The sequence below is a fragment of the Serratia sp. X3 genome (assembly GCF_014982455.1).
Lineage (GTDB): Bacteria > Pseudomonadota > Gammaproteobacteria > Enterobacterales > Enterobacteriaceae > Serratia > Serratia ureilytica.
Window position 1 is genome coordinate 157,620 of the sequence record NZ_JADCNB010000002.1, and the last position, 26,930, is coordinate 184,549.

Genomic DNA, 26,930 nt, shown 5'->3' on the forward strand with positions numbered 1-26,930 from the left:
CTCCTTGCGTGATTGTTTTGCTTCCATCGTGGATAACGCGCGCATTACTTCACCGGGATAAACTGTTCGCCGTGCCACAGCGCGACACGCCCTTTTTTATCGTTGACGTCAACCTTGCTGAAGGCGCGATCCTTCCCCGGCATCACGAAATAGTTTTCCTTGCAGTCGCTGCCGTCCTGCTTGTTCCTGCAATTGCCGTAGGCCACCACTTTGAACGTGGCATTGCCGGTGTTTTTGATCCGCCCATTGGCGAACTGATAGGCGAAGCGATCCTGCCGGGGCGCCACCACCAAAATGGTGCCGATGCGCGCCGACGTGGTGGCCACGGCATTGCGCCGAGCCGAATTTTGCCCCGCCTCGCTCAGCGCCTGATCAAACCAAACGATGCGGTAGTAGCGCTCCTGAGCGTCATTCGGCCCTTTGTAGTAAAAGCGGATCACATCGCTGGCGTTGGCCGGCAAGATCAGGCTGGCGGGCGACAGCAGCATTTCATCCCGGCTGCTCATCGGGATCACCGTACCGGAGGCCAGGGGGCTGGAAATGCGTTCGATGCTGACGTTGACCAGCCGGCCGCTGTCGGTGGTGTTTTTGATTTCCTTACTCAGACGCGCGCTGTCGCCCGGCATGAAGGAGCTGATCTCACCCACATCGAGAGCCAAAGCCGGCTGCAGCAGCATTAACATCAGGGTGACGGCGAGAGAAAAGCGTGTCATTGCGGTATTCCACTGGCGTTGATGGGCGATAAATAGCAGGAGGTCTCCCCCCTGCCAGATAAAGAGTGTTCGAGGGTTAAGAAGTCCAGGTCGCGTTGAATTCGACGCTGACATCGCCGCTCCAGATACCTTCCGGCAGCGTACTGAAATCCGTGACGGCGGTGGTGCCGTTTGACGTCGCGCCGATGATGCTGAAGGTGAACTGATCCTGCGCGCTGGTGCGGCCGGCCTGGTTGTAGGCGTTGGACAAGGCGCTCAGATTGCCGCCCAAAATACCGGCGGTGGTGTCGATCATGGTGGTTTCAGCCGTTTTCCCGACCACCGCACCGTTATAGTTCACCCCGACTTCCAAAGTAGAACCGGAAGTATCCAGCTGAGTCAGGGTATTGGAGACCAGTTTTGAGGTCAGTTTGAAAGCGGTTGCCGTGGTATCGCCTTCCACGGTGACGTCAAACAGGCCTTTCTGGCTGTTGAAACCCTTAATGCCTTCTGCATAGTTGAAGGCCAGACTGCCAATCGGCGTCACGACCAGTTTGCTGGTGGTATCTTTCTTGGCGGTTGCAGACCAGGTTGCCAGCGCCTGAGCGGTAACGTCGGCGGCTTGTGCAGTGCTGACCGCTGCAAAGGCGGAAACGATCGCCAGAGCCAGTGTCATTTTCTTCATGGTATAACTCCCTTCATTCTTCATTGTTAAATATGTTCTCTTTATTTCGTCCATTCTCAGCCTGCCTTTTGCATCATTGCGTTTAGCCAGTCTGCTTGACGCCACTACAATATCCCCGAACAATCAAAAAAGAATCATTAACCACCAAAGTTCAAATGTTTAGTTTTAAATTTCAAAATTAATATTTTTAACCTCGGAAAGTAACATTAAAAATCTAATCAAGCCTTTGATAAAAGCACAATCTCATTGGCTTTTAAGCTCATCAAAGCGGTGATTACGTGGCCACGAAGCAGCCGTTTTCTTGCCTTCATACCCATTCAGAATTTCAGCGTCAGCGTGACTATTTAGGGCGCGATATTGGGTTTGATTTACACATCGGAGCAGCGGCCAATTAAGATCGGCCGCTGTGGAGAGGAATGTGGCTCATCGCCACGTTTCAAGAGGGAAATCGTGTTTTCAGGGCTAGAATAAGCCGCAGAAAACCGGCCTGGTTGAGGCCCAATTTGCGCATAATGTTAAGTTTATGGGAGCTTATGGTTTTGTAACTTCGTCGGGTCATGTTGGCAATGCTTCGTGGAGACGCACCGGCAACCATCATACTCAGGATTCGCCATTCACTGTCGGATAAGGCGGCTGGCGAATGCGCCAACCGGGCGCGAATATGCGGCGAACGATAGCCGGAAAAGTCACCTGCGGCGGCAATAGCATCTTTCAGACAATGCAAAGGGTCATCCTTCGCCACTATCGCTATACGCGCATTCATCGCCAGCAACGCTAATATTCCGGGATGTTCGATGGCAGTGAAAATCACCAATGGCGTTTCTGGCCAGACATTTTTCGCCCTTGTAACGAACCGTAATACATCATACAAATATTCGCCCTGATGATATAACTCCATAACGACCGCTTGAGGATTCCCCTCTTTCAACACCGCCTCTAATCCCCGCAGCGTATCGATAGAATATCTTCGATTTGACCTGGTAATGAGAAACGCATCCATTCCCTTTCTCACCCAAAAGCTGGGCTCAAAGAATAGCAGCGCATCGCCAAAATCAGCGTTAACCATACACACTCACCATAATTATATCGGAAATGGCGCAGAAAGGAGAATGCCTCTCATTGCCTACAAAGGCCATTCATAAATAATCGCCATACGACAACCCGCCAAATTAAAACCATGCAGCCAACCTCAAAACCCTAATATTTCCGTCCGATTTCCGTTCTCAATCACCTTAAAAAGGAGGTTTTCAATATTAATTAATAAACTCAGCACTATCGCTTTCCAAACCTGAACAAATCTCCATTTTATGCTCGCGCAAGATCTTGCAACGCAACAGGAATAAGCGGGAAATGCCGGAAATGTAAGCCCGCACCTGATTGCTGCGCACCACCAGCAAAAACTCATCGCCACTGCACTCTCCCGTTTGGTGAGCCGCGTAAGCCAAAATGTCCCGATTCAAACTGGCGTTGACCGAAGCGGAGCCATCAGGTAGCGACATGAAAACCTTGCAATTGCCCGACTTGCCCAGGTAGCTCTCTTGCCGGGCCCCTGAACCGCTAAAATAGGCGGTGATAGCAGTAGCCATGAGGATCCCCCCCAAAACCAACGCGCTGATTTTCAGCCACCAGCGGCGGAAATAACCGAGGCGAGCAGTGGCTCCGTAGATGACGCTGTCCGACAGCGGATTTGCGCTCTCTTCAGATGCAGGCTTCGGCAAGGGGCTGGCAGGTTCTTCGTCGGGAATATCTTCCACGTGCTCACAACACTCGATAGTAATCTCATCACGCAGCATAAAACCTACTTTAGGAACCGTAGCAATGACCTCATCCTCGACGCCAAGATTTTTAATCACCCGGCGTAATTTGCTGACGCACTGATTAAGATTATTATTGCTGGAAACCATGCCGTAATCGTCCCAGACTTTCTTGAATATCAATTCACGCCCCACAGCCTCACCGTGATGGGCAATCAACAGCAGCAACAGCCGTTTAGAAGGACTGGATATGGATATAGGATCGTCAGAAAAATCTATTGGACTAAGGGTTCTGGTGTCTGCGTCAAAGAGAATATGGTCATTAAATCTATATTTCATTTTATTCACATGTTTTCACTATAGCGATAATTTATAGTTTGGCGTTAAATGTTAATGAAATATTAAAAAATATTTAATCAGGTTAATTAGCAAAAAAACCTAAGCACAGGCAAGAAAAACCTCTCAATTAACGCCACGAAATACGCTTTTTCACCTCACCATCGTTTATATAGGATTTTTCTAGTAAACCATAACCAAAGGTTAACCAATCACCACACTCATTGATACATTGACACACCAAAAACCATAAAGTTAGTTTTTTATATCGCAAATTATCAATTTTAAGGAAAATCGGCCTAATAAAAGGTCATCAGACTAAATTTTAATAACAAGATAATAAAACGTGAATGTTGAGCATAATCACATACCGCCAGCAACAGCATTAGCCGGATGAATTAAGGCGCTTGCAGCAATGTAAATGTTAAAATTTAGATCTGGCTAAGGTGATGGGAAATAGGAATGAAAGGAAAAAATTACAAATGACGCCTATCGCGTTATCCGCAGTGAGCGAATGCATTCGCTGCGGCTCACTGAGCTGATGACGGGAATATCAGACTAAAGGTCAAACAAGCCGTACGACCATCATCGGTACACTGCGCGCGCACCTCACCACCGTGCAACGTCATGATGGCGCGCACGATGGACAGCCCGAGGCCGCTGGCGTGGCTGCCGGCGCTGCGCGCGGGATCGGCGCGGTAGAAACGATCGAACAGCTTTTCCAGATGCGCCGGCGCGATCGGCGGCCCCTGATTGATGACCTGCACCCACCAGGCATCGGCGCGCCGCTCAGCGCGCAACGCGATCAGGCTGTTTTCATCAGCATAGCGCACCGCGTTGGCTACCAGGTTGCTCAGCGCCCGCTGGAACAACATCGCGTCCGCCTTCAGCTCGCCTTCCCCTTCGCAGCTCAGCGCGATGCCGCGTTCTTCCGCCAGCCCTTCGAAGTAATCCGCCACCCGCCGCAGCTCGGTCGCCACCTCCAGATGACTGTAGTTCAGCGCAGACTGCGCCTCACCGGCGCGCGCCAGAAACAGGATGTTTTCCACCATGCGCGAAATACGCTCCAGCTCATCCATATTGTTCGACAATAGGATTTCGTACTCCTCCACGCTGCGGGATTGATACAGCGCCACCTGACACTGGCCCATCAACGCGCCCACCGGCGTGCGGATCTCATGGGCCAGATCGGCGGAAAACTGCGTCAGCCGCTGATAGCCTTCATTCAACCGATCGAGCATCGCATTGAACGACCGGGTCAGCTGCTGCAACTCCTTCGGCGCCCCCTGTTCGCTGAGGCGAGTGGACAATGTATTGGGCGCAATCTGCGACGCCTGCGCCGCCATGCGCCATAGCGGCTTCAATCCCCGGCGCATGACCCCATAGCCCAGCAGCGCAATCAGCAGGAAAGCCACAATGACCGCCGCGACAATGCGCCACAGGTAACGCGCCAGCATCTTCTGCTCGTTGACCATGACGTGCGCAGCGGAGATCTGCAGCAAACTGCCGTCTTCCAGACGCACCATCGCCGATGCCGCGCGCAGCGGCACCCCCTGCGCCGTTTCCCCGCCGCGCACGGCGGCCAGCGTCTGCGCCTGTTCGGGCGGCGTCGGCGCGATTGGCGGCAGGGCCACCCTGGCCGGATTCACATTGATGAGCGGTTTTTGCCCCGGGATTTGGAAAATCAGCACGTCCTGTTCATTGCCCAGCATATTTTCGAACAGGCCGTTATTGGCGGTCAGGCGCGCCAAAGGAAAGCGCTGCCCCAGTAAATGGCGGAAATACTCTACGCGCCCGGTCACCTGCAGGTCGCTGCGGAGCGTCATTTCCTGGCGCATCGCGCCGAACAGATACCAGCCCGCCCCGCTCACCACGCAGGCGGCCACCAGCGCGAACAGCATGGCGGTACGCAGCGTCAGCGACACCGGCCGACGTGAAGCGCGGGCGTTCACGAGCGCGGCTCGCAAACATAGCCGATGCCGCGCACGCTGTGGATCAGCTTGACGTCGAACGGCCGGTCGATTTTGGCGCGCAGGCGTTTGATGGCCACGTCAACCACATTGGTGTCGCTGTCGAAATTCATGTCCCACACCTGAGAGGCTATCTGCGTGCGCGACAGCACTTCGCCTTCACGCCGCACCAGCAGATGCAGCAGCATGAATTCTTTATTGGTCAACGGGATCACCTGATCCTGGCGCACCGCCCGGCGGCGCAACACGTCCAACTGCAGATCGGCGATGGCGTAATGATCGGCTTCGCGCGCCGGCCCGCGGCGCAGCAAGGTGCGCAAACGCAGCACCAACTCGGTAAAGGAAAACGGTTTGATAAGATAGTCGTCCGCGCCCAGCTCCAGACCGTGGATGCGATCCTGCACGCCATCGCGGGCGGTGAGAAACAGGATCGGCACGTCGCTTTTCTTGCGCAATACCTCGATGATCTGCCAGCCATCCAGCCCCGGCAGCATGACATCGAGCACGATCGCATCGTAGTCCTGCTCCAACGCGCGAAACAGCCCGTCGGTGCCGTTGCGCGCCAAATCGACGCCATAGCCCGCTTCCCCCAGCCCTTTCTTCAGGTAATCCCCTGTGCCGATATCGTCTTCAACTACCAGTATTCGCATGCTCGCCACCTCGTTACGTCTGCAAAAATACTAGCAGCTTCGGCGGACAAACTTGATGACATTAATGTCATCAAACGGCCATGGCGCTGACCCAGTAGGTCAACCATGCTTAACCGGCAAACTCATTTCAGGAGAACGTTATGATTACCCGACATCGTATAGCCGGTTTACTGTTGTCCACGTTACTGCTTTCCAGCGGATTGGCCGCCGCCGCCCAACCGCCGGGCAAGGTGATTGCGCCGCTGCGCGGCACCATCACGCAGGTTGCCGACGGCAATCTGCAGCTGACCGACCGCAAGGGCGAGACACTCAGCGTCAAGCTGAACGATCAAACTAAAGTGCTCAGCGTTTCCAAAGCCACGCTGGACGATATCAAACCGGACAGCTTTATCGGCACCGCCGCCGTGCCGCAGCCGGACGGCACGCTCAAGGCACTGGAAGTGCACGTGTTCGCCGCCAGCCTGCGCGGCACCGGCGAAGGACATTCGGCCTGGGAATCCGCCGACGGCAAAGTAGACACCATGACCAACGGCACCGTCGGCAAACTGGTGAAATCCAACGGCCGCACCCTGACCGTTACTTACGGTAACCAGCAGAAAACCGTCGTCGTGCCGGAAGACGTGCCGATCGTGACGCTGGATCCGGGCGATCTGAGCCTGCTTAAACCGGGCGTGCACATCGTGCTGTTTTCCGCCGCCGACGATAAGGGTCAGCGCGTCGCCACGCGCATTTCCGCCGGCAAAGACGGCACCGTGCCGCCGATGTAACTGGAGGAATGCCATGAAGACCAACGCGTCGCCGCCGGTGCATCGCTGGCCGGTTCGCATCACTCATTGGATCAACCTGTTCGCCATGGTGTGCATGTTCATGAGTGGTTGGGAAATCTACAACGCCTCGCCGCTGTTCGACTTCCGCTTTCCGCCGCAGATGACGCTGGGCGGGTGGCTGGGCGGCGCGATTGGTTGGCATTTGGCGGTGATGTGGCTATTGGCGCTCAACGCCGTCTGCTATCTGCTGTGGAGCCTGTTCAGCGGCCATTTTCGCCGCGATCTGTTGCCGCTTCGCGCCGACGCGCTGCGGCAGGATATCTGGCTGGCGATGACGCTGCGCCTGCGCCACCGGCATGGCCGCTACAACGCCATTCAGAAACTGATGTACCTCGGCGTACTGGCGCTCGGCCTATTACTGGTGCTCTCCGGCCTGGCGATTTGGAAACCGGTTCAGCTGCAGGGATTGGTCGCGCTGTTTGGCGGCTTCGACTTCGCGCGCTACGTGCATTTCTTCGCCATGGCCGGCATCGGCCTGTTTGTGGCGATCCACGTCTTTATGGTGGCTGTCGTGCCCAAAACCCTGTGGGCGATGATAACGGGTGGCAAACATGAATGAGAAAAAACAGCGGGCAACCGCGCCGACGCTGGAAGCGGACCAAAAAAAGCAGCTGGTCAATCTGCAACGCCGGCTGATGTTGCGCTCCGGGCTGACGCTGGGCGGCATCGCCATGCTGACCGGGTGTAATCTGCAAGACGGCGATCGGGTGGATAAGGTGCTGTGGGCCATGTCGCGCTGGAACGACCGGGTGCAGGCCTGGCTGTTCAGCGGCCAGCGGTTGGCGCAAACTTACCGGCCGGATCAGATCACCCACCCTTTCCCCTTTAACGCATTTTACCCGGAATACAACGTCCCCGAGATCGATCTCGCCGGCTACCGGCTTGAGGTCGCGGGGAAAGTGGAGAAAAAAGCGCCCTGGACGCTGGAACAGCTGCAGCGGCTGCCACAGCAAAGCCAGATCACGCGCCTGATCTGTATTGAGGGCTGGAGCGCCATTGGCCAATGGGGCGGCGTGCCGCTGCGCACCTTTCTGCAGCACGTCGGCGCGGATCTGAATGCCGGTTACGTCGGCTTCAAATGCGCCGATCGTTACTACGCCAGCCTCGACATGGCCACCGCGCTGCACCCGCAGACCATCCTGGCGCTGGATTTCGGCGGCAAGGCGCTGCCGGCGGACTACGGCTACCCGCTGCGGCTGCGCGTGCCGACCAAGCTGGGGTTCAAAAATGCCAAACATATCGCCGCCATCTTCGTCAGCGACGTCAATCCAGGCGGGTATTGGGAAGATCAGGGCTACAACTGGTTCAGCGGCATTTAGTTTTGCGCGGCGCTGCGCACAACCTTCATCGGCGGCTGGAGGATCGTCTCCGCCGCGGTTAATAATCTGTTCGTCACAAAGGGGATAACTATAGGAAAAATAATAGTAAAAAGGATTTTATCATGGATATTGATGTGAGGGAGTCACACACTGGAATAGCAGACACATACAGATATCAGATTGCTGTCAGAAAAGGTGATGGTAAATCGGCCATCTATCATTTGGATTTCAAGAGAATTGGGCAAAACATGCACCATTGGTTTGCCCCAGTGTATGTGGACACTGCTCTCCTCAATAATGCTTTCTCTCTGGAGTTTTATGATGTTAAGGCGTTGAGCGACGTAAACAGGCATCGGCGCTCAGCTTTCGATACCTATACCGCAATGCATTATACCCTTCTCCAACGCGAACGCTTATTCGTTGTTGGCATCGGGGAAACTCTTCTCAAGTTTGCCTATCAGTATCATGCCAGGATCATCTTAAGTGCACCGTTAAGGCCAGCATTAGCTAAAATTTATGATTTTTTGTTGAAAAAATACGCGCACAAAGGGCATTATTTATACAAAATAGAGTTTATAAAGGACGGCCTCTATGTCATCGAAATCCCACGTAGCCCCCATAGCATCCCATACTTACCAACAGCACGTTAAGGAACAGCGCCTGAAAGAGATGCAAGCCTTCCACGAAGAGTGGTGGGAACAAAGGCGCCGCGAATGGCGTGAACGCGGCGGCGTTGAAACCAGTGAACCGCCCGCACGTAGCATCGATACCGAACTTCCATCCTGATTCCGGTTCGTTCTTATTCTTCTTCTTCCGCCGTCAGCAATGCAATCCCCGCTTGCTCAATGGCCTCCCGCGCGGCGGCGGGCAACCCCTCATCGGTAATGATGGCGTCAAAGGCGGCGATCGGCAGCGCCAGATAGGTGGCGACTTTGCCGTATTTGGACGTATCGCTGAGCAGAATGCGGCGGCGGCTGGCCTCGACGATGGCCTTCTTCACCATCACCTTATCTTCGTTCGGCGTCGACAGGCCGCGCATGCTCCACGAAGAGGCGGAGATGAACGCCAGATCGATAAACAGACCGCGCAGCGCCTGCGCCGCCGCCTCGCCGACGCAGGAACGGTTTTCCCGGCACACAGTGCCGCCGGTGTGGATGATTCGGCACTGGCTATGCTCTATCAGGAACCCGGCGATGACAAAGTCGTTGGTCACCACCGTCAAATCGTCACGTTCTCCGATCTGTTTCGCCAGCGCCAGCGTGGTGGTGCCGGCATCCAGATAGATACAGCTATTGGCGGGAATTTGCCGCGCCGCCAGCCGGCCGATGGCGATTTTCTGCCGGCCGAACATCCCCTCTTTGGTCTGGTGAGAAGGTTCGCTCGCCACCCGTTCCGGCGCCTGCACGCCGCCCGAGACCGACTGCACCGCCCCCTGTTCTTCCAGTTTTTGCACGTCACGGCGGATCGTCATATGCGACACCCCCAGCCGTTCGGTCAGCTCGGCGATGCTGACGACGCCGCGTTCGGATACCAGCGCAAGAATTTGTTGATGGCGTTCTACAGGTATCACGGTTCCCTCTCGTTGCTGCGGTGATAATAATTGTGATTTTACGTCAATTTTCGTTCGCCGATAGCCCTAATTTCTCGCGGCGTGACGGCGAGCGCAGTTAGGCTGGCAAAACATAAACTTATTTAAAAACATAATAGTAATGTTGCTTCAGGCCAGAAATCGCACGAAAAATCCGTTTCACACATTGTTAATTATTGTGATAACGATCGCGGATAATCGGCCGACAAGCGCTTACATTTAACACAACAAAACAAATTATCACTAAAATTAACAGGAGTGCAGTATGACACACCCAGGGAATTATGCCGTTTGCGTCATCGGGCTGGGGGCGATGGGCATGGGCGCCGCGCGTTCATGCCTCCGCGCCGGATTGACCACCTACGGCGCCGATCTCAATCCGCAGGCGCTGGCGGCGCTGCAACAGGCCGGCGCGAAACAAACGGCCCCCAGCGCCTGCGACTTCGCCGCCGAGCTGGACGCCGTGTTGCTGCTGGTGGTGAACGCCGCACAGGTGAAGCAAATCCTGTTCGGCGAGCAAGGCCTGGCGCCGCAGCTCAAGCCGGGCACGGCGGTGATGGTGTCTTCGACCATTTCCGCCGATGACGCCAAACAGATCGAGCAACGGCTGCTGGACTACGGCCTGGCGATGCTGGATGCGCCGGTTTCCGGCGGGGCGGCCAAGGCGGAAGAAGGCCAGATGACGGTGATGGCCGCCGGCGCCGACGCCACCTTCACGCGCCTGCAACCCGTGCTGGACGCCATCGCCGGCAAGGTTTACCGCATCGGCGAAACCATCGGCCTGGGCGCGACGGTAAAAATCATCCACCAGCTGTTGGCCGGGGTGCACATCGCCGCCGGGGCGGAAGCCATGGCGCTGGCCGCCCGCGCCAACATCCCGCTGGACGTCATGTATGACGTCGTCACCCACGCCGCCGGCAACTCCTGGATGTTCGAAAATCGCATGCGCCACGTGGTCGACGGCGACTATACGCCCAAATCGGCGGTGGATATCTTCGTCAAGGATCTGGGGCTGGTGGCGGATACCGCCAAGGCGCTGCATTTCCCGCTGCCGCTGGCCTCCACCGCCTTCACCATGTTTACCGCCGCCAGCAACGCCGGCTACGGTAAAGAAGATGACAGCGCGGTAATCAAAATCTTTGCCGGCATCGATCTGCCGCAGAAAAAGGAGACGCTCTGATGCAGCTCGGCGTAATCGCGGATGATTTTACCGGCGCGACCGACATCGCCAGTTTTTTGGTGCAAAACGGCCTGCCGACGGTGCAGTTGAACGGCGTGCCGCAAGACGAAACGCCGGTCGGTGCTCAGGCGGTCGTCATCAGCCTGAAATCGCGCTCCTGCCCGGCAGAGCAGGCGGTCGAACAGGCGTTGCAAGCGCTGGCCTGGCTGCAAAAACAGGGCTGCCGCCAGTTCTACTTCAAATACTGCTCCACCTTCGACAGCACCGCACAAGGCAATATCGGCCCGGTGACCGACGCCCTGCTCGCCGCCCTGGGGGAAAATTTCACGGTTGTTTCCCCGGCGCTTCCGGTAAACGGCCGCACGGTCTATCAGGGCTACCTGTTCGTCGGGGAGCAGCTGCTGTCTGAGTCCGGCATGCGTCATCACCCGGTCACGCCAATGACCGACAGCAACCTGCTTCGCCTGATGGAGTCCCAGGCCGCCGGGCGCTGTGGGCTGGTGACGGCGGCGGAAATGGATCGCGGCGCCGAGGCAGTCAGCGAGAAACTGCAGCAATTGGCGCAGGAAGGCGTGCGCTACGCGGTGCTGGACACGCTCAACGAACGGCATCTGCTTACCCAGGGTGAAGCGTTGAAAACGATGAAGCTGGTGACCGGCGGTTCGGGCCTGGCGATCGGCCTGGCGCGGCAATGGGCGCAGAACGGCGATCGCACGGCAGAAGCGGCCGGCGCGCCGCAGGGGGAAAAGGCGGCGGTACTGTCTGGCTCCTGCTCCGTCATGACTAACCGGCAGGTGGCGCACTATCGCGAACGCGCGGCGGCGCAGGCCATCGATATCGACCGTTGCTTCGATCCCCAGACGCGCGCCGCCTACGCCGTCGAGTTGGCGCACTGGGCGCAGCGCCATGCAAGAGAAGCGCTAGCCCCGCTGATCTACGCCACTGCATCGCCGGAGTCGTTGCAGCAAACGCAACAACGGCATGGCGCCGCCGCCAGCGAAGCGGTGGAAGCCTTGTTCGCCGAACTGGTGATGCAACTGCATCAGTTGGGGTTCAATCGCTTTATCGTCGCCGGCGGCGAAACCTCCGGCGTGGTCACACAGGCGCTGGGCATTCGCGGCTTCCATATCGGCCCCAGCATTTCCCCCGGCGTTCCCTGGGTGCGCGCCAGCGATCGGGCGATTTCCCTGGCGCTGAAATCGGGCAATTTTGGCGATGAAGCCTTCTTCGTGCGCGCGCAAACGGAGTTCCCGGTATGAGCATGACGATTGAACAGCAAGCGCGTGAAGAAATGGTGCGCCTGGGCGCCTCGTTTTTCCAACGCGGCTACGCCACCGGCTCCGCCGGCAACCTCTCGCTGTTGCTGCCGGACGGCGCGCTGCTGGCGACGCCGACCGGCTCCTGTCTCGGCGAGCTGCAGGCCGATCGCCTGTCTAAAGTGAGCCTGAACGGCGACTGGCTCTCCGGCGACAAACCGTCGAAAGAGATCAGCTTTCATCGGGCGCTCTATCTGAACAACCCGGAATGCAAAGCGGTAGTGCACTTGCATTGCACCTACCTCACGGCGCTCTCTTGCCTGCAAGGGCTGGACGCCGACAACGCCATCAAACCGTTCACCCCCTATGTGGTGATGCGCGTCGGCAAGGTGCCGGTGGTGCCCTACTATCGCCCCGGCGACGAAAGGCTGGCGCAGGATCTGGCCCGCCTGGCGCCGACCCACCGCGCCTTTTTACTGGCCAACCACGGCCCGGTGGTGACGGGTAAAGACCTGCGAGCGGCAGCGGACAATACCGAAGAGATGGAAGATGCGGCGCGGCTGATCTTCACCCTCGGCGATCGTCCGATCCGCTATTTGACCGCTGATGAAATTGCCGAATTACGGAGCTGAACCATGCCTAAATTTGCCGCCAATTTGTCGATGATGTTTACCGAGGTGCCGTTCCTCGATCGCTTTGCCGCCGCTGCCGCACAGGGCTTCAGCGCGGTGGAATTCCTGTTCCCTTACGAGTATCCCGCCGATCTGTTGGCCGAAAAACTGCGCGAAAATGGCCTGCAACAGGTACTGTTCAACACCGCGCCCGGCGATGCCGCCGCCGGCGAATGGGGGCTGGCGGCGCTGCCGGGCCGCGAGCGGGATGCGCGCGCCGATATCGATCGCGCGCTGGCCTACGCCATCGCCCTTTCCTGCCCCTGCGTGCACCTGATGGCCGGCGTGCTGCCCGCGGGCGCGGATCGACGGCGTTATCTCGACACCTTTATCGCCAATGCGCGCTATGCCGCCGACGCTTTTGCGCCGCACGGCGTCAAGGTGCTGATCGAGGCGCTCAGCCCGCCGGTCAAACCCGACTACCTGTTCGCCAGTCAGCATCAGGCGGCGGAAGCGGTGGCGGCGATCGAGAGACCGAACGTGTTCATCCAGTTCGATTTTTTCCACGCGCAGTTGGTGGACGGCAATATCAGCGGGCTGCTGGAGACGCTGGCCGGGCGCTACGCGCATATCCAGATAGCCTCGGTGCCGGATCGCCATGAGCCCGACGAGGGCGAACTGAATTATCCGTGGCTGTTCGACAAGCTGGATGCGCTCGGCTATCAGGGCTGGATCGGTTGCGAATACCGCCCGCGCGGCGACACCGCCGCCGGGCTCGGCTGGCTGAAGCCTTACCGCTAAAGCCGCACGCCGACACCAGGAAATCGATTTTATAACAATGAAACGCACCCGTATCGCCACGCGGCGATCGCGGTGCCCAACGCTTACCCAACGAAAGGCTTTTTTCATGTCTACCTCTCTGCTGTTGCTGATTGCCGTACTCGGCGTGGTGCTGCTGTTATTGATGGTGATTAAGGCGAAGGTGCAGCCCTTCGTCGCGCTGTTGGTGGTCAGTTTGCTGGTGGCGCTGGCCAGCGGCATTCCGACCGGCGAAGTGATGAAAGTGATGACCGCCGGAATGGGCGGCGTGCTCGGCTCGGTGACCATCATCATCGGTCTGGGGGCGATGCTCGGTCGCATGATCGAACAATCGGGCGGCGCCGAGTCGCTGGCGCAGCGTTTCAGCCAGGGTCTGGGGCCGAAACATACCGTCGCGGCGCTGACCCTCGCCGCGTTTATTCTCGGCATTCCGGTGTTCTTCGACGTCGGCTTTATCATTCTGGCGCCGATTATCTATGGCTTCGCCAAGGTCGCCAAAGTGTCGCCGCTCAAGTTCGGCCTGCCGATGGCCGGCGTGATGTTGACGGTACACGTCGCGCTGCCGCCGCACCCCGGCCCGGTCGCCGCCGCCGGCTTGCTCAACGCCGACATCGGCTGGCTGACCATTATCGGCCTCGCGATCTGTATTCCGGTCGGCGTTATCGGCTATTTCGCCGCCAACTACCTCAACCGCAAAACCTATCCGTTATCGATAGAGGTGCTGGAACAGCTGCAGCTGGCGGCGCCGGAACCGCGTCCGGAAGATCACGCGCCGCTCAGCGATCGCATCAACCCGCCCGGCGCTGGCCTGGTGGCGGCGCTGATCGTCATCCCGATCGCCATCATCATGCTCGGCACCGTCTCCGCCACCCTGCTGCCGGCCGGCTCGGCGCTGCGCGATGCGCTGTCGCTGCTGGGCTCGCCGGCGGTGGCGCTGATGATCGCCCTGCTGCTGGCCTTCTACTTCCTGGCGCTGCGCCGCGGCTGGAGCCTGCAGCATGCCGGCGACGTGATGGGGGCAGCGCTGCCGACCGCCGCGGTGGTGATCCTGGTGACCGGCGCGGGCGGCGTGTTCGGCAAGGTGCTGGTGGAATCCGGCGTCGGCAAGGCGCTGGCGGAGGTGCTGACGACCATCGGCCTGCCGCTGGTGCCCGCCGCCTTTATCATTTCGCTGGCGCTGCGCGCCTCGCAGGGTTCCGCCACCGTGGCGATCCTGACCACCGGCGGCCTGTTGTCGGAAGCGGTCAGCGGCTTGAACCAGCTGCAGCTGGTGCTGGTAACGCTGGCGACCTGTTTCGGCGGGCTCGGGCTTTCGCACGTCAACGACTCCGGTTTTTGGATCGTCACGCGCTATCTGGGGCTGTCGGTGGCCGATGGCCTGAAGACCTGGACGGTGCTGACCACCCTGCTCGGCCTGAGCGGCTTCCTGTTCACCTGGCTGTTGTGGCTGGCGGCGTGATTTCTCTGGCATACTGAACGCCGTTGTTTTTCATCGCCTTTCCCCCTGTGCAGGAGCAGCAACATGACCGTAATCAACACCGCGCCAACGCTTATCACCGAACGCCTGCGGCTGGACGCGCACACGCTGGACGACTTCGACTCGCTGGCCGCGCTGTGGGCCGACCCGCTGGTGGTGCGCTATATCGGCGGCACCCCGCGCGACCGGGAAGACTCCTGGGGACGCCTGATGCGCTACGTTGGCCACTGGGCGCTGTTGGGATACGGGTATTGGGCGGTGCGTGACAAGCAGAGCGGCGAGTATCTCGGCAGCATCGGCTTCTCCAACTTCCTGCGCGACATCACCCCGCCGCTCGATGCGCCGGAGATGGGCTGGACGCTGGTGAGTTCGGCGCACGGCAAAGGCTATGCCACCGAGGCGCTGCGGGCGGCGCTGGCCTGGGGGAAAACGCACCTGCCGGGGGAAAAAACCATCTGCATCATCTCGCCTGAAAACCAGGCTTCGCTGGCGTTGGCGAAAAAGGTCGGCTTCAGCGAAAGCCACCGCAGCGAGTACCATCAAAACCCGATCGTGGTGATGCACTGCCCGCTTTGAATGCCTAAGCGCGTTGCACCGCCAACGCCGTCTGAATGAAGTTGTCCCGCAGCGCGTCGGCGCGCTGCGGAGCCCAGGCGATACCGACCTGCCACTCCGTCTCCTCGCCGCTCAGCGGTAAAATGTCGATGCCGGCCGGCGCGATATGCGTGATGCTGTGCGGCAACAGCGCGACGCCGACGCCGGCGGCGACCAGCGCCAACAGCGTCTGGATGTCGCCGGCCTGCTGCACTACGTTCGGCGTCAACCGGTGAGCGGCGATAAACCGCAGCGACTGATCGCTCAGCCCGCGCCCGCGTTTAGGGGTCAATTGCAACAGCGGCAACTGATTGAAACGCGTCATCAAATCGTCGGCGCGCAGCGCCAGCGCGCCCGGCGCAGCCAGCACCAACCGATCGCTCAACAACGCGACGCCGCACAGTGGCGTATTGACCGGCAAGCGCACGAACCCCGCCTGCAACTCTCCCTGCAGCAACAGCTGATACTGCCGCTCCGACGGCAGATCTTCGAGACCAATCGCCACCTCGGGAAACCGTTGGCGAAAGGCGGCCACCAACTGCGGCGCCAGATGAAAACTGGACAGGCCAAACCCCAGCGCCAGCCGCCCCGCTTCCCCGAGCGCCACCCGCCGCGCGCGCCGCTGAAACTGCTGATACTGCTCCACCAGCGCCTGCGCCTCCGGGTAAAGCCGCCGCCCGCCGGCAGTGAGCACCGCCCCTTGTCGGCCGCGCTCGAACAGCCGAACGTCAAGCTGGGCTTCCAGCGCCTGAATTTGCTTGCTCAGCGCCGGTTGGCTGATGCACAGCAGGCTCGCCGCCTGCCGATAGTTGCCCTGCTCCGCCAGCGCCACCAGGGCGCGCAGTTGTTTTATATCCATTCCGTTAGGTTATCAAATAAGGAATTTAATTGATTATACAGTAATCAATTCGCCTGCTGTAATCAATGCAGACCCCAACCGGAGAAATCCCATGACCACCTCATTACGCGCCGCCACGGTGCAATTTCAGCATCGCGCCAATGACAAGAATTACAACCTGTCGACCATGGAACGCTTTATCGCGGAAGCGGCCGAACAACAGATACAACTGTTGGCCTTCCCGGAAATGTGCGTTACCGGCTATTGGCACGTGCGCCATCTGTCCGACGCCGAAGTGCGGGCGCTGGCGGAGCCGATCGTGAGCAGCCCTTCGCTGGCGCGCATTCGCCCGCTGGCTGAGCGTTACAACATGGCGATTGGCGTCGGGCTGATCGAGCTGGGCGATGACGGCCGATGTTACAACGCCTATGCCGTTTGTCTGCCGGACGGCGAACTGCATGTGCACCGCAAACTGCACGCCTTCGAGCACCCGGCTATCGCCAGCGGCGACCGCTATACGGTGTTCGATACCCCCTGGGGCGTACGCGTGGGCGTCTTGATCTGCTGGGACAATAATCTGGTGGAGAATGTGCGCGCAACGGCGCTGCTGGGCGCGGAGGTGCTGATCGCCCCGCACCAGACCGGCGGCACCCATTCGCGCAGCCCGCACGGCATGAAGCCGATCCCGCAGGCGCTGTGGCAGCGGCGCGCGGAAGATCCGCAGGCGATAGAAGCCGCCTTTCGCGGCGAACACGGCCGCGGCTGGCTGATGCGCTGGCTGCCGTCGCGCGCTCACGACAACGGGCTGTTCTTGCTGTTCAGCAACGGCGTGGGCCGAGATGACGATGAAATACGCACCGGCAACGCGATGATCCTCGATCCTTACGGCCGGATCGTGGCGGAGACCTGGGCGGCGGAAGACCGGATGGTCAGCGCCGAGCTCGATCTGACGCTGATCCCGCTCAGCACCGGTCGCCGCTGGATCTACGGGCGGCGCCCCGAGCTGTACGGGTTGTTGACCGAGCCGCAAGGCTATGAGCGCGATGCCCGCAGTGCGCGCTTTTCGACGCAGCCGACGGGGCGCGGCGGTGAATGACAGATAAAAAAAATCCGCCCGGAGGCGGATTTTTTATGGGTGCGGCAAACAAGGCCGCAGGTTCATGCCCGCAGGCACGAACACACTTAGAAGCGGTAGCCTACGCCAACGTTCCAGGTGCCAACGTCAACGCTGCGAATGCGGTTCTGCTCGTAACCGACATCCAGGGCAACGTTCTCGATTGGGTTGAACTGCAGACCGGCGCCGTAGGTGAAGCCGTAGTCAGCGGTGTCGTGACGAGAAGTGCCGTTCTGAGCGTTGGTAGTGAATTTACCGTAACCCAGGCCAACCAGACCGTAGATGCTCGCCCAGTCATTGATGCGGTATGCTGGACCGGCAGAGATAGAGTTGTACTGAGCTTTGTTATAGAAACCGTCCTGAGAACCGTCCTTTTCCAGGTGGGTAAAGGAACCGATTACGCCCAGTGGGTTGTTGTCGAACTCGTAACGGTATTTCAGGTTGAAACCGTCGGCTTTGTTAGCAACGCCTTGGAAATCACCCTGCGCATAGCCAGCGGATACGGTGCTCTGACCAGCGAATGCGGTACCTGCGCTAACTGCTAATACGCAAGCTGCTACTGCGGAAAGACATGCAATTTTTTTCATAACCACCTCAAACGCGTTTTATTATTAAGTACATCCATTTGTTCATGCTTTGAAAATATAACAAAAATTAGCGTGAAACTCTGCCTTGAAATGAGTGTCTAATGCTTTATATCGTGTAACAGAAGATTTCAAGAACAGTGTATCTTCTTCTTTTCGCTCTATTTTCGGCCGTATTCTACGACTTTCTGTGACAAAAATCACCTATTTAATATCCAGATAATTCTTAAGAAAAAGCGCATTTTTTGACCAAATCCGCCACATCTCATCCGAGGATCGGCGGATTTCACCGCGATGCGCGCTTTTCTCAGACAGATTTTCGTCATTTCATTTACACTGCTCGCATCCCTGTTTTGACCGTTTTCTCAAGGCTGAAGAACGGCGCATAAAAGGCCCATTAAGGATGTCGTTATCTACTGCCGGCAGAGCGCCCTCCGCGCTGCTGCCCATTTGTCTGTTAATCATCGCCATGGTGTCGATCCAGAGCGGCGCTTCGTTGGCCAAAAGCCTGTTCCCGATCGTGGGCGCGGAAGGCATCACGACGCTGCGTCTTTTCATCGGCACCCTGATTCTGTTCATCATCTTCCGCCCGTGGCGCATGCGCATCGCCGCCGGCAGCCGCTTGCCGCTGTTGATTTACGGCCTGTCGCTCGGCGCGATGAACTACCTGTTCTACCTGTCGTTGCGCACCGTGCCGCTCGGCATCGCCGTGGCGCTGGAGTTTACCGGCCCGCTGGCGGTGGCCATGTTCTCGTCGCGGCGGCCGATTGACTTCCTTTGGGTGGCGTTGGCGATCGCCGGGCTGTGGTTCCTGCTGCCGCTTGGTCACGACGTAGGCGGAATCGACCCGTTGGGTGCCGCCTGCGCACTCGGCGCCGGCGCCTGCTGGGCGGTGTATATCATCTTCGGCCAGAAGGCCGGCGGCGATCACGGCCCCGGCACGGTGGCGCTCGGCTCGCTGATCGCCGCGTTGGTGTTCTGCCCGATCGGCGCCTGGCAAACCGGCAGCGTGCTGTTCAACGTTGAGATTCTGCCGATAGCGCTGGCGGTGGCGATCCTCTCCACCGCGCTGCCTTATTCGCTGGAGATCATCGCGCTGCCCAAAATTCCGGCGCGCACCTTCGGCACCTTGATGAGCCTGGAACCGGCGATGGCGGCGTTATCCGGCATGCTGTTCCTCGGCGAACACCTGAGCGGCGTGCAATGGCTGGCGCTGGCGGCGATCATCGCCGCCTCCATGGGCTCCGCCCTCACCATTCGCCCCAAACCTCGCCTCGAAAGCCTTTCCTGATGACCCGACTCGCCTGCAGACCGCAACGTCGGAATGCAGGCGGGTTAACTGTTTTCCTCGTGACAAGTCGACATACTTCCCCTTAGCCTGTATCGCAGGCTCTTTGGACTTTCGCTCACATGGAGAATAACAGTGATTCACAACAGCCTGTTCAACCCACGCTTCGGCCGCGGACTCGCGCCGGCGCTGGTTTCAACCCTGACCGAATTGCGCCGATGCGACCTGCCAGAACTGGCGCTGGGGCATCACCCGATCGACGGCGACAACATCTTTATGGACGTGATGACGCTGACCACCGCGCCGGCGGCGGAAAAGCGCGCCGAAATGCATCAGGAATACATCGCGCTGCATCTGCTGATCAGCGGTGAAGAGCGCATCGAATACGGCCTGGCGGGCAATGGGCATCGCGAACAACCCCACACGGAGAATAGCGATCTGCTGCTGCTGGACATCAAACGCCACCCGCAAACGCTGCACATGACGCACGGCATGTTCGCCCTCTTTTTCCAGATGGAACCGCACAAGACCGGCTGCGTGTGGCAGCGGCCGCAGCACATCAAGAAAGCGGTGGTGAGGATCCATCACCGTCTGCTGCTGTGAACCTGCAGCAGCGCCCGTAGAAAATCGGCGGCCTGGCGGGGTGAACGCAGGCGCACGAAACGGCGCCCGGCGTCGGGACGAGCCATCTCCGCCAGGTATTTTCGCCGGTTCTTCGAGTAAGTGCGGATCGTCCAAAGCACGATCGACTCGCGGCTGAAGAAAGAACGGCGGAAGCTTTCCCGATTGCCGGTGCCCGGCCACAGCTCGCTTTTGCCGGCCGCGCGTCGGCACGCGCGGCGCACGGCCTGCCACAACGTGCGGCCGAAACCATAGTCCAGCCACAGAATATAATCGACCTCGCGCCACTTGACCGGCTGCGTGCGGCTGTAATTGCCGTCCAGCACCCAGCCATCCCCCGCTTCGGCCAGCGTCTGTTCAAGCCGCGCCAGGAACTCATCATCGGGCGTTCCCTGCCATTCAGGCCGCCAATACAGCCTGTCCATCTCGATATAGGGCACGCCAAGCCGTTCCGCCAGTTGACGCGCCAGGGTGCTTTTACCGCTGCCGCTGGTGCCGACGACGTTAATTTTCATTATTCGCCCTATAAAGAGAGAGGATAATTACCCTACTGTAGCGGCATCAATTACCGCTATCAATATGAATGGATGAGAAATTAACACCACGATAACAAAGCGGATATTTAGCCGAAACCCGCAGGCGAAAAAATAAAATAACCAAGGTAAATTTTCACAGCCATAAATAACAAATCAGTAAATGACAAATAATTATATTTTTCATGCTATTGCATTAAATAAAAATTCAACCAGACCCATTATCCGTAGGCTAACCCTATTTGTACAATAGCCATTTTCGTCCGGCAAAAATAAACAGCCCTGCTATAATTGATCCCGTAACGAAATAGGACAACGACTAATCAAGAGGATATCTGATATGAGTACCGCTAAACTGGTGAAAACGAAATCTTCTGATCTGCTGTATACCCGTAACGATCTGGACGAAAAAATCAAACTGGCCGCCATCAAGGCGCTGAACCACCAGGTCGTGCAATTCATCGATCTTTCGTTGATCACCAAACAGGCGCACTGGAACATGCGTGGCGCGAACTTTATCGCGGTTCATGAAATGCTGGACGGCTTCCGCACCGCCATCATCGAGCACCAGGACACCTTCGCCGAGCGCGTGGTGCAGCTGGGCGGCGTGGCGCTGGGCACCGTACAGGTGGTGAACGATCGCACGCCGCTGAAAAGCTATCCGACCAATATCCACAGCGTGCAAGAACACCTGAAAGCGCTGGCCGATCGCTATGGCGCGGTAGCGAACGACATCCGTAAAGCCATTACCGAAGTGGAAGACGAAGACACCGCCGATATGTTCACCGCCGCCTCGCGCGATCTGGACAAGTTCCTGTGGTTCATCGAATCCAACATCGAATAACGCCGCAACGCGTTGCAGACCGCCCGTCGTGCCGGGCAGAACAGGCTGGGCTTCGCCCGGCCTGTTTTCTTTTGTGCGGCCGTTGAATTGTGCAAAAAACGGCCCATATTAAACGGTAGGTTTCCCTTGTCAGGAGGTGATGATGGCCAGCGGCTGGGCGGCGGACGGCGCCGTACAAGATCAAATTGATTCCACCGTCGACGATGCGGTGCAGCGCGCGCGTGATGCGCTCGGGCATGGCGAGAGCGAACGCTATTGCCAGGAATGCGGAGAACCGATCCCCGAGGCGCGCCGCCAGGCGCTGAAGGGGGTGCGTTTTTGCGTCGCCTGCCAGGCCGAACAAGACAAAAAACACGCGGCCACCAGCCTGTACAACCGGCGCGGCAGCAAAGACAGCCAGTTGCGCTAGCATTATCATCTGCTCCCCTTTTTCCCCTCTCGCAGTCACGCTTGCACCGTCAGTGCATCATGAAAGTTAGAGTTAGTTATCAATATTGAAGCAAAAACGTTAAAGAACGGTTGTTTCACAGCCAAAATTTGGTTAATGATAGCCTCGTGCACCAAGATAATTCTTACGCACCATTTCGGTGCCTCATTGTGGTGCACAACCATAACTATTCGCCGTCACGGCACAACATCACACAGTAACTCTTTGTTTTTATAGTAGTTGAAAACATGGCACGATTTTTTCATGGCACCAACTGCAATATAAAAAATGGGTAATCCGCAACCTGTACAGGAATTCCTCTCATGAAGTCGATTTTTAAAGTCTCCCTGGCCGCACTCTCCCTGGCCTTTGCCGTAAGTTCCCACGCAGCAGACAAACTGGTGGTCGCCACCGACACCGCTTTCGTTCCTTTTGAGTTCAAGCAAGGCGACAAATATGTCGGCTTCGACATCGACCTGTGGGCCGCCGTCGCCAAAGAACTGAAGCTGGACTACACCCTGAAACCGATGGACTTCGGCGGCATCATTCCGGCGCTGCAGACCAAAAACGTCGATCTGGCGCTGGCCGGCATAACCATCACCGATGAGCGCAAGAAAGCCATCGACTTCTCGGACGGTTACTACAAGAGCGGCCTGCTGGTCATGGTCAATGCCGACAACAACAGCGTGAAAGGCATCGACGATCTGAATGGTAAAGTGGTGGCGGTGAAGAGCGGCACCGGCTCGGTGGATTACGCCAAGCAGCACATCAAAACCAAGGATCTGCGTCAGTTCCCGAACATTGACAACGCTTATATGGAACTGGGCACCAAGCGCGCCGACGCGGTGCTGCACGACACGCCAAACATCTTATACTTCATCAAGACGGCCGGCGCCGGCAAGTTCAAAACCGTCGGCGATTCGCTGGAAGCGCAGCAGTATGGCATCGCCTTCCCTAAAGGCAGCGATGCGCTGCGCGAGAAGGTGAACGGCGCGCTGAAAACCCTGCGCGAGAACGGCACCTATAACGAAATCTACAAGAAGTGGTTCGGCACCGAACCTAAGTAAGCGGTGAACTTGGCACGCTATTAACTTAAGCACAGGGGGTCGCTTAACCCCCTGCGCTTCGTTGTATCTGATACCCACGTTTGGGATCACCGGGAGAAATATCATGCAGTTCGACTGGAGCGCCATCTGGCCCGCCATTCCTATCTTGTTAGAGGGCGCCAAAATGACCCTGTGGATTTCGGTCCTCGGTCTGATTGGCGGCCTGATCATCGGCCTCGTCGCCGGCTTTGCCCGCACCTACGGCGGATGGATCGCCAACCACATCGCGTTGGTGTTTATCGAAGTGATCCGCGGCACGCCGATCGTGGTGCAGGTGATGTTCATCTACTTCGCCCTGCCGATGGCGTTCACCGATTTGCGCATCGATCCGTTCACCGCGGCGGTGGTGACCATCATGATCAACTCCGGCGCCTACATCGCGGAAATCACCCGCGGCGCGGTGCTGTCTATCCATAACGGTTTCCGCGAAGCCGGGCTGGCGCTCGGCCTGTCGCGCCGCGAAACCATCCGCTACGTCATTATGCCGCTGGCGCTGCGCCGCATGCTGCCGCCGCTGGGCAACCAGTGGATCATCAGCATCAAAGATACCTCGCTGTTCATCGTGATCGGCGTGGCGGAGCTGACCCGTCAGGGTCAGGAAATTATTGCCGGTAACTTCCGCGCGCTGGAAATCTGGAGCGCCGTGGCGGTTATCTACCTGATTATTACTCTGGTGCTGAGCTTCGTGCTGCGTCGTCTGGAAAGAAGGATGAAAATCCTGTGATTGAATTTAAAAACGTCTCCAAGCATTTTGGCCAAACCCAGGTGCTGCACAACATCGATTTGAAGATCGACAAAGGCGAAGTGGTGGTGATCATCGGGCCGTCCGGCTCCGGCAAATCCACCCTGCTGCGCTGCATCAACAAGCTGGAAGAGGTGACCAGCGGCGATCTGATCGTCGATGGCCTGAAAGCCAACGATCCGAAAGTGGACGATCGGTTGATCCGCCAGGAAGCCGGTATGGTATTCCAGCAGTTCTACCTGTTCCCGCACCTGACGGCGCTGGAAAACGTCGCCTTCGGCCCGATCCGCGTGCGCGGCGCGAAGAAGTCCGATGCGGAAAAGCTGGCGCGCGAGCTGCTGGCCAAGGTCGGTCTGGCGGAACGTGCCCACCACTATCCGTCCGAACTGTCGGGTGGCCAGCAGCAGCGCGTGGCCATTGCGCGCGCGCTGGCGGTGAAGCCGAAAATGATGCTGTTCGACGAGCCGACCTCCGCGCTCGATCCGGAGCTGCGCCACGAAGTGCTTAAGGTGATGCAAGATCTGGCCGAGGAAGGCATGACGATGGTCATCGTTACCCATGAAGTCGGCTTTGCCGAAAAAGTGGCGTCGCGCCTGATCTTTATCGATAAGGGCCGGATTGCCGAAGACGGCAACCCGCACGATCTGATCAACCATCCGCCAAGCCCGCGTCTGCAGGAGTTCCTGCAGCACGTGTCCTGATCCTGGCGGTTTAACGGCGGGCGCACCACGCGCCCGCCGCTTTCATTCCGCACGCTCTCCCACGCCCCGTCGCGCCACCTTTCCTACTATATTGATTGTTTTTCATCGTATTGCTTTTACATCCGCCGATCACAGAACGCCAAAGAGAGGAACCATGCCGCCAAACGCAGACTCCCGACGAGGTTCTCATCTGCGAGAACACCTGCTTTTCCTGCTGCTGCTGTTGACCCTGAACGTCTTCGCACCACCGGCGCTGGCGCAAAATGCGCCGCCCGCGCCCGCCGACAAGAGCGAGCAGCAGAAAGCCGCCTACGCCGCGCTGGCTGAGCTGCTGCAAGACGACAAAGCGCGCGCGGAACTCATTAACCACCTGAAACAGACCGCCGGCGACGCCCCCGCCGCCGCGCCGGCAACGCCGGAGGCATCGACGCCCGCTACGCTGAGCGACAGCCTGAACTCGCTGGCGCAGGAAGGCATCGGCACCTTTAACCAGAAGCTCGGCGCGCTGCAAAAGCTGATCGATTCCGGCCCGAAGCGCGTTTTCAATCCCGCCGGCTTTTTCCGCGCGCTGGGCTACTTTCTGCTGACGGTGGCGGTCACCTTTGCGCTGTTCCACCTGATCCGGCGGCTGATCGCGCCGCTGTACAAGCGCATGGGCAGTTGGGGGCACAACGCCAGGCTGCAGCGCGGCCCGTGGTATAAGCGCCCCGCCGCCATTCTCGGCGCTTTCGCCATCGATCTGCTAGTGCTGCTGCTGGCGCTGGCGGCAGGCAACCTGTTTGCCCGCCACGTCCACGCCGACAGCGCCACCATCCTGCGGCTGCAGACCCTGTTTCTCAGCGCCTTCGCGGTGATTGAATTTTTCAAGGCGGTGCTGCGGCTGATTTTCGCCCCCCGCTTCGACTATCTGCGCCCATTCCCCTTCAGCGATCGGAGCGCGCGCTATTGGAACACCCGCCTCGCCTGGCTCAGCGGCCTGATCGGCTATGGCCTGATGGTGGTGGTGCCGGTGGTGGCGGTCCAGATCAGCTATTCGGCCGCCGCCGCCGTCAACCTGGTGGTGATGCTGGCGCTGACGCTGTACGCCATTTGGCTGATCCTGCACAACCGCAAACCGATACAGCAACAGATCAACCTGCTGGCCGAACGGTCGATGGCGTTTTTCAGCGTGATCCTGCGCGGGCTGGGGCATGTCTGGCATCTGTTGGCGATCGCCTATTTTCTGGTGTTGTTCGTGCTGTCCCAGTTCGACATCGGCAACAGCCTGCGCTTTATGATGAGCGCCACGGTAAAAAGCCTGCTGGTGGTCGGTGTCGGCGCTCTGCTGTCCGGCATGCTGACCCGCTGGATTTTCCGTCGCATTTCGCTGCCGACCGACGTCAATCTGCGCTATCCGATGCTTGAACGGCGCATCAACTCCTACATCCCCAACGGGTTGAAGATACTGCGGGTAATGGTGGTGCTGGCAGTGACCCTGTTTCTGCTCGATGCCTGGCATCTGATCAACCTGTATCAATGGGCGGGCAGCGAAAATGGCCAGCGGACGCTCGGCGGGCTGGTGCATATTCTGCTGATCCTGTTGATCGCCGTGTTCAGCTGGACGCTGATGGCCAGCATCATCGAGCACCGCCTGGCGCTGGAGCTGAGCAACGGCGTGCGGCCGAGCGCGCGCGAACGCACGCTGCTGACGCTGTTTCGCAACGTGTTGGCTATCGTTATCAGCACCATCACCGTGATGATCGTGCTGTCGCAGGTCGGGCTGAACATCGCGCCGCTGCTGGCGGGCGCCGGCGCGCTGGGGCTGGCCATCAGCTTCGGTGCCCAGACGCTGGTGAAAGACGTGATCACCGGCGTGTTCATCCAGTTTGAAAACGGCATGAACACTGGCGAATACGTGACCGTCAGCGGCATTACCGGCACCGTGGAGCGCATGACCATCCGCTCGATCGGCCTGCGCGACGACTACGGCGTCTATCACATCGTGCCGTACTCTTCGATCACCACGCTGGCCAACTATGCGCGTGAGTTCGGGGTATACCGCGCCAATTACACCGTCAGCCGCGACGAGGACATCGATCGGGTCAATGAGGTGCTGCATCAGGCCATCGAGGCGCTGAAGCAGGATGAACAGGTGAAGCATTTCCTGATTGGCGAGCCGGTCTTCAACGGCGTGGTGGCGCTGGGCGATCGCTCGTTCACCACCCGCGTGACGGTGCGCACGCAGGCGCTGAAACAGTGGGTGGTGCAATACGCCCTCGACCGGCTGGTGAAAATCCATTTCGATCGGGCCGGCATCGGCATGCCGCAGCAGGCGATGCAGATTTCCCGCGCGCCGCAGTCGCATGACGAGCAGGCGCCGCCCGCGGCGATCTGA

Annotated in this window: 29 protein-coding genes; 19 read left to right on the forward strand and 10 right to left on the reverse strand. The window is 58.5% G+C overall.

Annotated elements, in window-relative coordinates; all coding sequences use genetic code 11:
- Positions 1–44: 44 nt before the first annotated feature.
- From IMX17_RS10990 to IMX17_RS11015, 6 genes are all read right to left on the reverse strand, one after another.
- Positions 45–713 carry a hypothetical protein gene (locus tag IMX17_RS10990; RefSeq protein ID WP_063919028.1) on the reverse strand — a complete coding sequence of 223 codons (669 nt, stop codon included), beginning with the start codon at positions 711–713 and terminating at the stop codon, positions 45–47.
- A 76-nt stretch (positions 714–789) separates the two neighbouring features.
- A complete protein-coding gene (locus IMX17_RS10995; RefSeq protein WP_004939148.1) occupies positions 790–1,377 on the reverse strand; it encodes a common pilus major fimbrillin subunit EcpA in 588 nt (195 codons plus the stop codon).
- Positions 1,378–1,813: 436 nt separating this feature from the next.
- Complete coding sequence (locus tag IMX17_RS11000) at positions 1,814–2,443, reverse strand: LuxR C-terminal-related transcriptional regulator (protein WP_046896950.1); 630 nt, start codon at positions 2,441–2,443, stop codon at positions 1,814–1,816.
- Between the two features lie 187 nt (positions 2,444–2,630).
- A complete protein-coding gene (locus IMX17_RS11005; RefSeq protein ID WP_193549875.1) occupies positions 2,631–3,470 on the reverse strand; it encodes a winged helix-turn-helix domain-containing protein in 840 nt (279 codons plus the stop codon).
- 527 nt (positions 3,471–3,997) lie between these two features.
- On the reverse strand, positions 3,998–5,419 hold the full coding sequence (locus IMX17_RS11010; RefSeq protein ID WP_193549769.1) for a heavy metal sensor histidine kinase: 1,422 nt from the start codon (positions 5,417–5,419) through the stop codon (positions 3,998–4,000).
- The gene (locus IMX17_RS11015) at positions 5,416–6,087 is read right to left on the reverse strand and encodes a heavy metal response regulator transcription factor (protein ID WP_033650568.1); all 672 of its coding nucleotides are present in this window, start codon (positions 6,085–6,087) and stop codon (positions 5,416–5,418) included. The genes IMX17_RS11010 and IMX17_RS11015 overlap by 4 nt, the downstream gene beginning before the upstream one ends.
- A gap of 140 nt (positions 6,088–6,227) precedes the next feature.
- Between IMX17_RS11015 and IMX17_RS11020 the strand changes: the two genes are divergently transcribed.
- From IMX17_RS11020 to IMX17_RS11035, 4 genes are all read left to right on the forward strand, one after another.
- Positions 6,228–6,854, forward strand: a complete 627-nt coding sequence (locus IMX17_RS11020) for a hypothetical protein (protein WP_046896948.1) — start codon at positions 6,228–6,230, stop codon at positions 6,852–6,854.
- 13 nt (positions 6,855–6,867) lie between these two features.
- On the forward strand, positions 6,868–7,473 hold the full coding sequence (locus IMX17_RS11025; RefSeq protein ID WP_033650566.1) for a cytochrome b/b6 domain-containing protein: 606 nt from the start codon (positions 6,868–6,870) through the stop codon (positions 7,471–7,473).
- On the forward strand, positions 7,466–8,233 hold the full coding sequence (locus IMX17_RS11030; protein ID WP_046896947.1) for a molybdopterin-dependent oxidoreductase: 768 nt from the start codon (positions 7,466–7,468) through the stop codon (positions 8,231–8,233). The genes IMX17_RS11025 and IMX17_RS11030 overlap by 8 nt, the downstream gene beginning before the upstream one ends.
- A gap of 122 nt (positions 8,234–8,355) precedes the next feature.
- The gene (locus IMX17_RS11035) at positions 8,356–8,883 is read left to right on the forward strand and encodes a hypothetical protein (RefSeq protein WP_046896946.1); all 528 of its coding nucleotides are present in this window, start codon (positions 8,356–8,358) and stop codon (positions 8,881–8,883) included.
- Between the two features lie 149 nt (positions 8,884–9,032).
- On the opposite strand, the gene ygbI is transcribed toward IMX17_RS11035, so the two are convergent.
- A complete protein-coding gene (gene ygbI, locus IMX17_RS11040) occupies positions 9,033–9,803 on the reverse strand; it encodes a DNA-binding transcriptional repressor YgbI (RefSeq protein WP_182264877.1) in 771 nt (256 codons plus the stop codon).
- 283 nt (positions 9,804–10,086) lie between these two features.
- Here ygbI and ltnD point away from each other — a divergent pair, with 283 nt between their 5' ends.
- From ltnD to IMX17_RS11070, 6 genes are all read left to right on the forward strand, one after another.
- Entirely contained in the window at positions 10,087–11,001 is a 915-nt protein-coding gene (ltnD, locus tag IMX17_RS11045; protein WP_046896944.1) for an L-threonate dehydrogenase, read from the forward strand.
- Complete coding sequence (otnK, locus tag IMX17_RS11050; protein WP_288443557.1) at positions 11,001–12,260, forward strand: 3-oxo-tetronate kinase; 1,260 nt, start codon at positions 11,001–11,003, stop codon at positions 12,258–12,260. The genes ltnD and otnK overlap by 1 nt, the downstream gene beginning before the upstream one ends.
- Entirely contained in the window at positions 12,257–12,889 is a 633-nt protein-coding gene (locus tag IMX17_RS11055) for an aldolase (RefSeq protein WP_089191378.1), read from the forward strand. Before otnK ends, IMX17_RS11055 begins: the two co-directional genes overlap by 4 nt.
- 3 nt (positions 12,890–12,892) lie before the next feature.
- Positions 12,893–13,669 (forward strand): 2-oxo-tetronate isomerase, encoded by a 777-nt coding sequence (otnI, locus tag IMX17_RS11060; RefSeq protein WP_182264878.1) that lies wholly within the window; start codon positions 12,893–12,895, stop codon positions 13,667–13,669.
- A gap of 106 nt (positions 13,670–13,775) precedes the next feature.
- Complete coding sequence (locus tag IMX17_RS11065) at positions 13,776–15,146, forward strand: GntP family transporter (protein WP_046896941.1); 1,371 nt, start codon at positions 13,776–13,778, stop codon at positions 15,144–15,146.
- 63 nt (positions 15,147–15,209) lie between these two features.
- Complete coding sequence (locus IMX17_RS11070; protein ID WP_182264879.1) at positions 15,210–15,740, forward strand: GNAT family N-acetyltransferase; 531 nt, start codon at positions 15,210–15,212, stop codon at positions 15,738–15,740.
- Between the two features lie 4 nt (positions 15,741–15,744).
- Here the strand turns inward: IMX17_RS11070 and IMX17_RS11075 are convergent, their stop codons facing one another.
- Positions 15,745–16,617 (reverse strand): LysR family transcriptional regulator, encoded by an 873-nt coding sequence (locus tag IMX17_RS11075; RefSeq protein ID WP_182264880.1) that lies wholly within the window; start codon positions 16,615–16,617, stop codon positions 15,745–15,747.
- 91 nt (positions 16,618–16,708) lie between these two features.
- Between IMX17_RS11075 and IMX17_RS11080 the strand changes: the two genes are divergently transcribed.
- Complete coding sequence (locus tag IMX17_RS11080) at positions 16,709–17,692, forward strand: nitrilase family protein (RefSeq protein ID WP_094144128.1); 984 nt, start codon at positions 16,709–16,711, stop codon at positions 17,690–17,692.
- An 86-nt stretch (positions 17,693–17,778) separates the two neighbouring features.
- Here IMX17_RS11080 and ompX read toward each other — a convergent pair whose 3' ends face one another.
- Positions 17,779–18,297 (reverse strand): outer membrane protein OmpX, encoded by a 519-nt coding sequence (gene ompX, locus IMX17_RS11085; protein WP_019454480.1) that lies wholly within the window; start codon positions 18,295–18,297, stop codon positions 17,779–17,781.
- A 400-nt stretch (positions 18,298–18,697) separates the two neighbouring features.
- Here ompX and rhtA point away from each other — a divergent pair, with 400 nt between their 5' ends.
- Both rhtA and nanQ read left to right on the forward strand, forming a co-directional pair.
- On the forward strand, positions 18,698–19,585 hold the full coding sequence (gene rhtA, locus IMX17_RS11090) for a threonine/homoserine exporter RhtA (RefSeq protein WP_046896937.1): 888 nt from the start codon (positions 18,698–18,700) through the stop codon (positions 19,583–19,585).
- Between the two features lie 132 nt (positions 19,586–19,717).
- Positions 19,718–20,185: an N-acetylneuraminate anomerase gene (gene nanQ, locus IMX17_RS11095; protein ID WP_033633753.1), complete on the forward strand. Its 468-nt coding sequence runs from the start codon at positions 19,718–19,720 to the stop codon at positions 20,183–20,185.
- Here the strand turns inward: nanQ and IMX17_RS11100 are convergent.
- The gene (locus IMX17_RS11100; RefSeq protein ID WP_033633754.1) at positions 20,167–20,718 is read right to left on the reverse strand and encodes a shikimate kinase; all 552 of its coding nucleotides are present in this window, start codon (positions 20,716–20,718) and stop codon (positions 20,167–20,169) included. The two genes, nanQ and IMX17_RS11100, sit on opposite strands and share 19 nt — an antisense overlap.
- 358 nt (positions 20,719–21,076) lie before the next feature.
- Between IMX17_RS11100 and dps the strand changes: the two genes are divergently transcribed.
- From dps to ybiO, 6 genes are all read left to right on the forward strand, one after another.
- Positions 21,077–21,580, forward strand: coding sequence for a DNA starvation/stationary phase protection protein Dps (gene dps / locus IMX17_RS11105; RefSeq protein WP_016928514.1), 504 nt, complete (start codon positions 21,077–21,079; stop codon positions 21,578–21,580).
- 142 nt (positions 21,581–21,722) lie between these two features.
- Positions 21,723–21,989 (forward strand): DksA/TraR family C4-type zinc finger protein, encoded by a 267-nt coding sequence (locus tag IMX17_RS11110; RefSeq protein ID WP_033633755.1) that lies wholly within the window; start codon positions 21,723–21,725, stop codon positions 21,987–21,989.
- A 341-nt stretch (positions 21,990–22,330) separates the two neighbouring features.
- Positions 22,331–23,074, forward strand: a complete 744-nt coding sequence (gene glnH / locus IMX17_RS11115) for a glutamine ABC transporter substrate-binding protein GlnH (RefSeq protein WP_016928516.1) — start codon at positions 22,331–22,333, stop codon at positions 23,072–23,074.
- 103 nt (positions 23,075–23,177) lie between these two features.
- Positions 23,178–23,837, forward strand: a complete 660-nt coding sequence (gene glnP / locus IMX17_RS11120; protein ID WP_004939229.1) for a glutamine ABC transporter permease GlnP — start codon at positions 23,178–23,180, stop codon at positions 23,835–23,837.
- Positions 23,834–24,556 carry a glutamine ABC transporter ATP-binding protein GlnQ gene (gene glnQ / locus IMX17_RS11125; RefSeq protein WP_004939230.1) on the forward strand — a complete coding sequence of 241 codons (723 nt, stop codon included), beginning with the start codon at positions 23,834–23,836 and terminating at the stop codon, positions 24,554–24,556. Before glnP ends, glnQ begins: the two co-directional genes overlap by 4 nt.
- 154 nt (positions 24,557–24,710) lie before the next feature.
- Positions 24,711–26,930 (forward strand): mechanosensitive channel protein, encoded by a 2,220-nt coding sequence (gene ybiO, locus IMX17_RS11130; protein WP_182264882.1) that lies wholly within the window; start codon positions 24,711–24,713, stop codon positions 26,928–26,930.

Bases quoted from the DNA above. Each gene is read 5' to 3' on its own strand.
- IMX17_RS10990 (WP_063919028.1), bottom strand. From the start codon at position 713: ATGACACGCTTTTCTCTCGCCGTCACCCTGATGTTAATGCTGCTGCAG.
- IMX17_RS10995 (WP_004939148.1), bottom strand. From the start codon at position 1,377: ATGAAGAAAATGACACTGGCTCTGGCGATCGTTTCCGCCTTTGCAGCG.
- IMX17_RS11000 (WP_046896950.1), bottom strand. From the start codon at position 2,443: ATGGTTAACGCTGATTTTGGCGATGCGCTGCTATTCTTTGAGCCCAGC.
- IMX17_RS11005 (WP_193549875.1), bottom strand. From the start codon at position 3,470: ATGAAATATAGATTTAATGACCATATTCTCTTTGACGCAGACACCAGA.
- IMX17_RS11015 (WP_033650568.1), bottom strand. From the start codon at position 6,087: ATGCGAATACTGGTAGTTGAAGACGATATCGGCACAGGGGATTACCTG.
- IMX17_RS11020 (WP_046896948.1), top strand. From the start codon at position 6,228: ATGATTACCCGACATCGTATAGCCGGTTTACTGTTGTCCACGTTACTG.
- IMX17_RS11025 (WP_033650566.1), top strand. From the start codon at position 6,868: ATGAAGACCAACGCGTCGCCGCCGGTGCATCGCTGGCCGGTTCGCATC.
- IMX17_RS11030 (WP_046896947.1), top strand. From the start codon at position 7,466: ATGAATGAGAAAAAACAGCGGGCAACCGCGCCGACGCTGGAAGCGGAC.
- IMX17_RS11035 (WP_046896946.1), top strand. From the start codon at position 8,356: ATGGATATTGATGTGAGGGAGTCACACACTGGAATAGCAGACACATAC.
- ltnD (WP_046896944.1), top strand. From the start codon at position 10,087: ATGACACACCCAGGGAATTATGCCGTTTGCGTCATCGGGCTGGGGGCG.
- otnK (WP_288443557.1), top strand. From the start codon at position 11,001: ATGCAGCTCGGCGTAATCGCGGATGATTTTACCGGCGCGACCGACATC.
- IMX17_RS11055 (WP_089191378.1), top strand. From the start codon at position 12,257: ATGAGCATGACGATTGAACAGCAAGCGCGTGAAGAAATGGTGCGCCTG.
- otnI (WP_182264878.1), top strand. From the start codon at position 12,893: ATGCCTAAATTTGCCGCCAATTTGTCGATGATGTTTACCGAGGTGCCG.
- IMX17_RS11065 (WP_046896941.1), top strand. From the start codon at position 13,776: ATGTCTACCTCTCTGCTGTTGCTGATTGCCGTACTCGGCGTGGTGCTG.
- IMX17_RS11070 (WP_182264879.1), top strand. From the start codon at position 15,210: ATGACCGTAATCAACACCGCGCCAACGCTTATCACCGAACGCCTGCGG.
- IMX17_RS11075 (WP_182264880.1), bottom strand. From the start codon at position 16,617: ATGGATATAAAACAACTGCGCGCCCTGGTGGCGCTGGCGGAGCAGGGC.
- IMX17_RS11080 (WP_094144128.1), top strand. From the start codon at position 16,709: ATGACCACCTCATTACGCGCCGCCACGGTGCAATTTCAGCATCGCGCC.
- ompX (WP_019454480.1), bottom strand. From the start codon at position 18,297: ATGAAAAAAATTGCATGTCTTTCCGCAGTAGCAGCTTGCGTATTAGCA.
- rhtA (WP_046896937.1), top strand. From the start codon at position 18,698: ATGTCGTTATCTACTGCCGGCAGAGCGCCCTCCGCGCTGCTGCCCATT.
- IMX17_RS11100 (WP_033633754.1), bottom strand. From the start codon at position 20,718: ATGAAAATTAACGTCGTCGGCACCAGCGGCAGCGGTAAAAGCACCCTG.
- dps (WP_016928514.1), top strand. From the start codon at position 21,077: ATGAGTACCGCTAAACTGGTGAAAACGAAATCTTCTGATCTGCTGTAT.
- IMX17_RS11110 (WP_033633755.1), top strand. From the start codon at position 21,723: ATGGCCAGCGGCTGGGCGGCGGACGGCGCCGTACAAGATCAAATTGAT.
- glnH (WP_016928516.1), top strand. From the start codon at position 22,331: ATGAAGTCGATTTTTAAAGTCTCCCTGGCCGCACTCTCCCTGGCCTTT.
- glnP (WP_004939229.1), top strand. From the start codon at position 23,178: ATGCAGTTCGACTGGAGCGCCATCTGGCCCGCCATTCCTATCTTGTTA.
- ybiO (WP_182264882.1), top strand. From the start codon at position 24,711: ATGCCGCCAAACGCAGACTCCCGACGAGGTTCTCATCTGCGAGAACAC.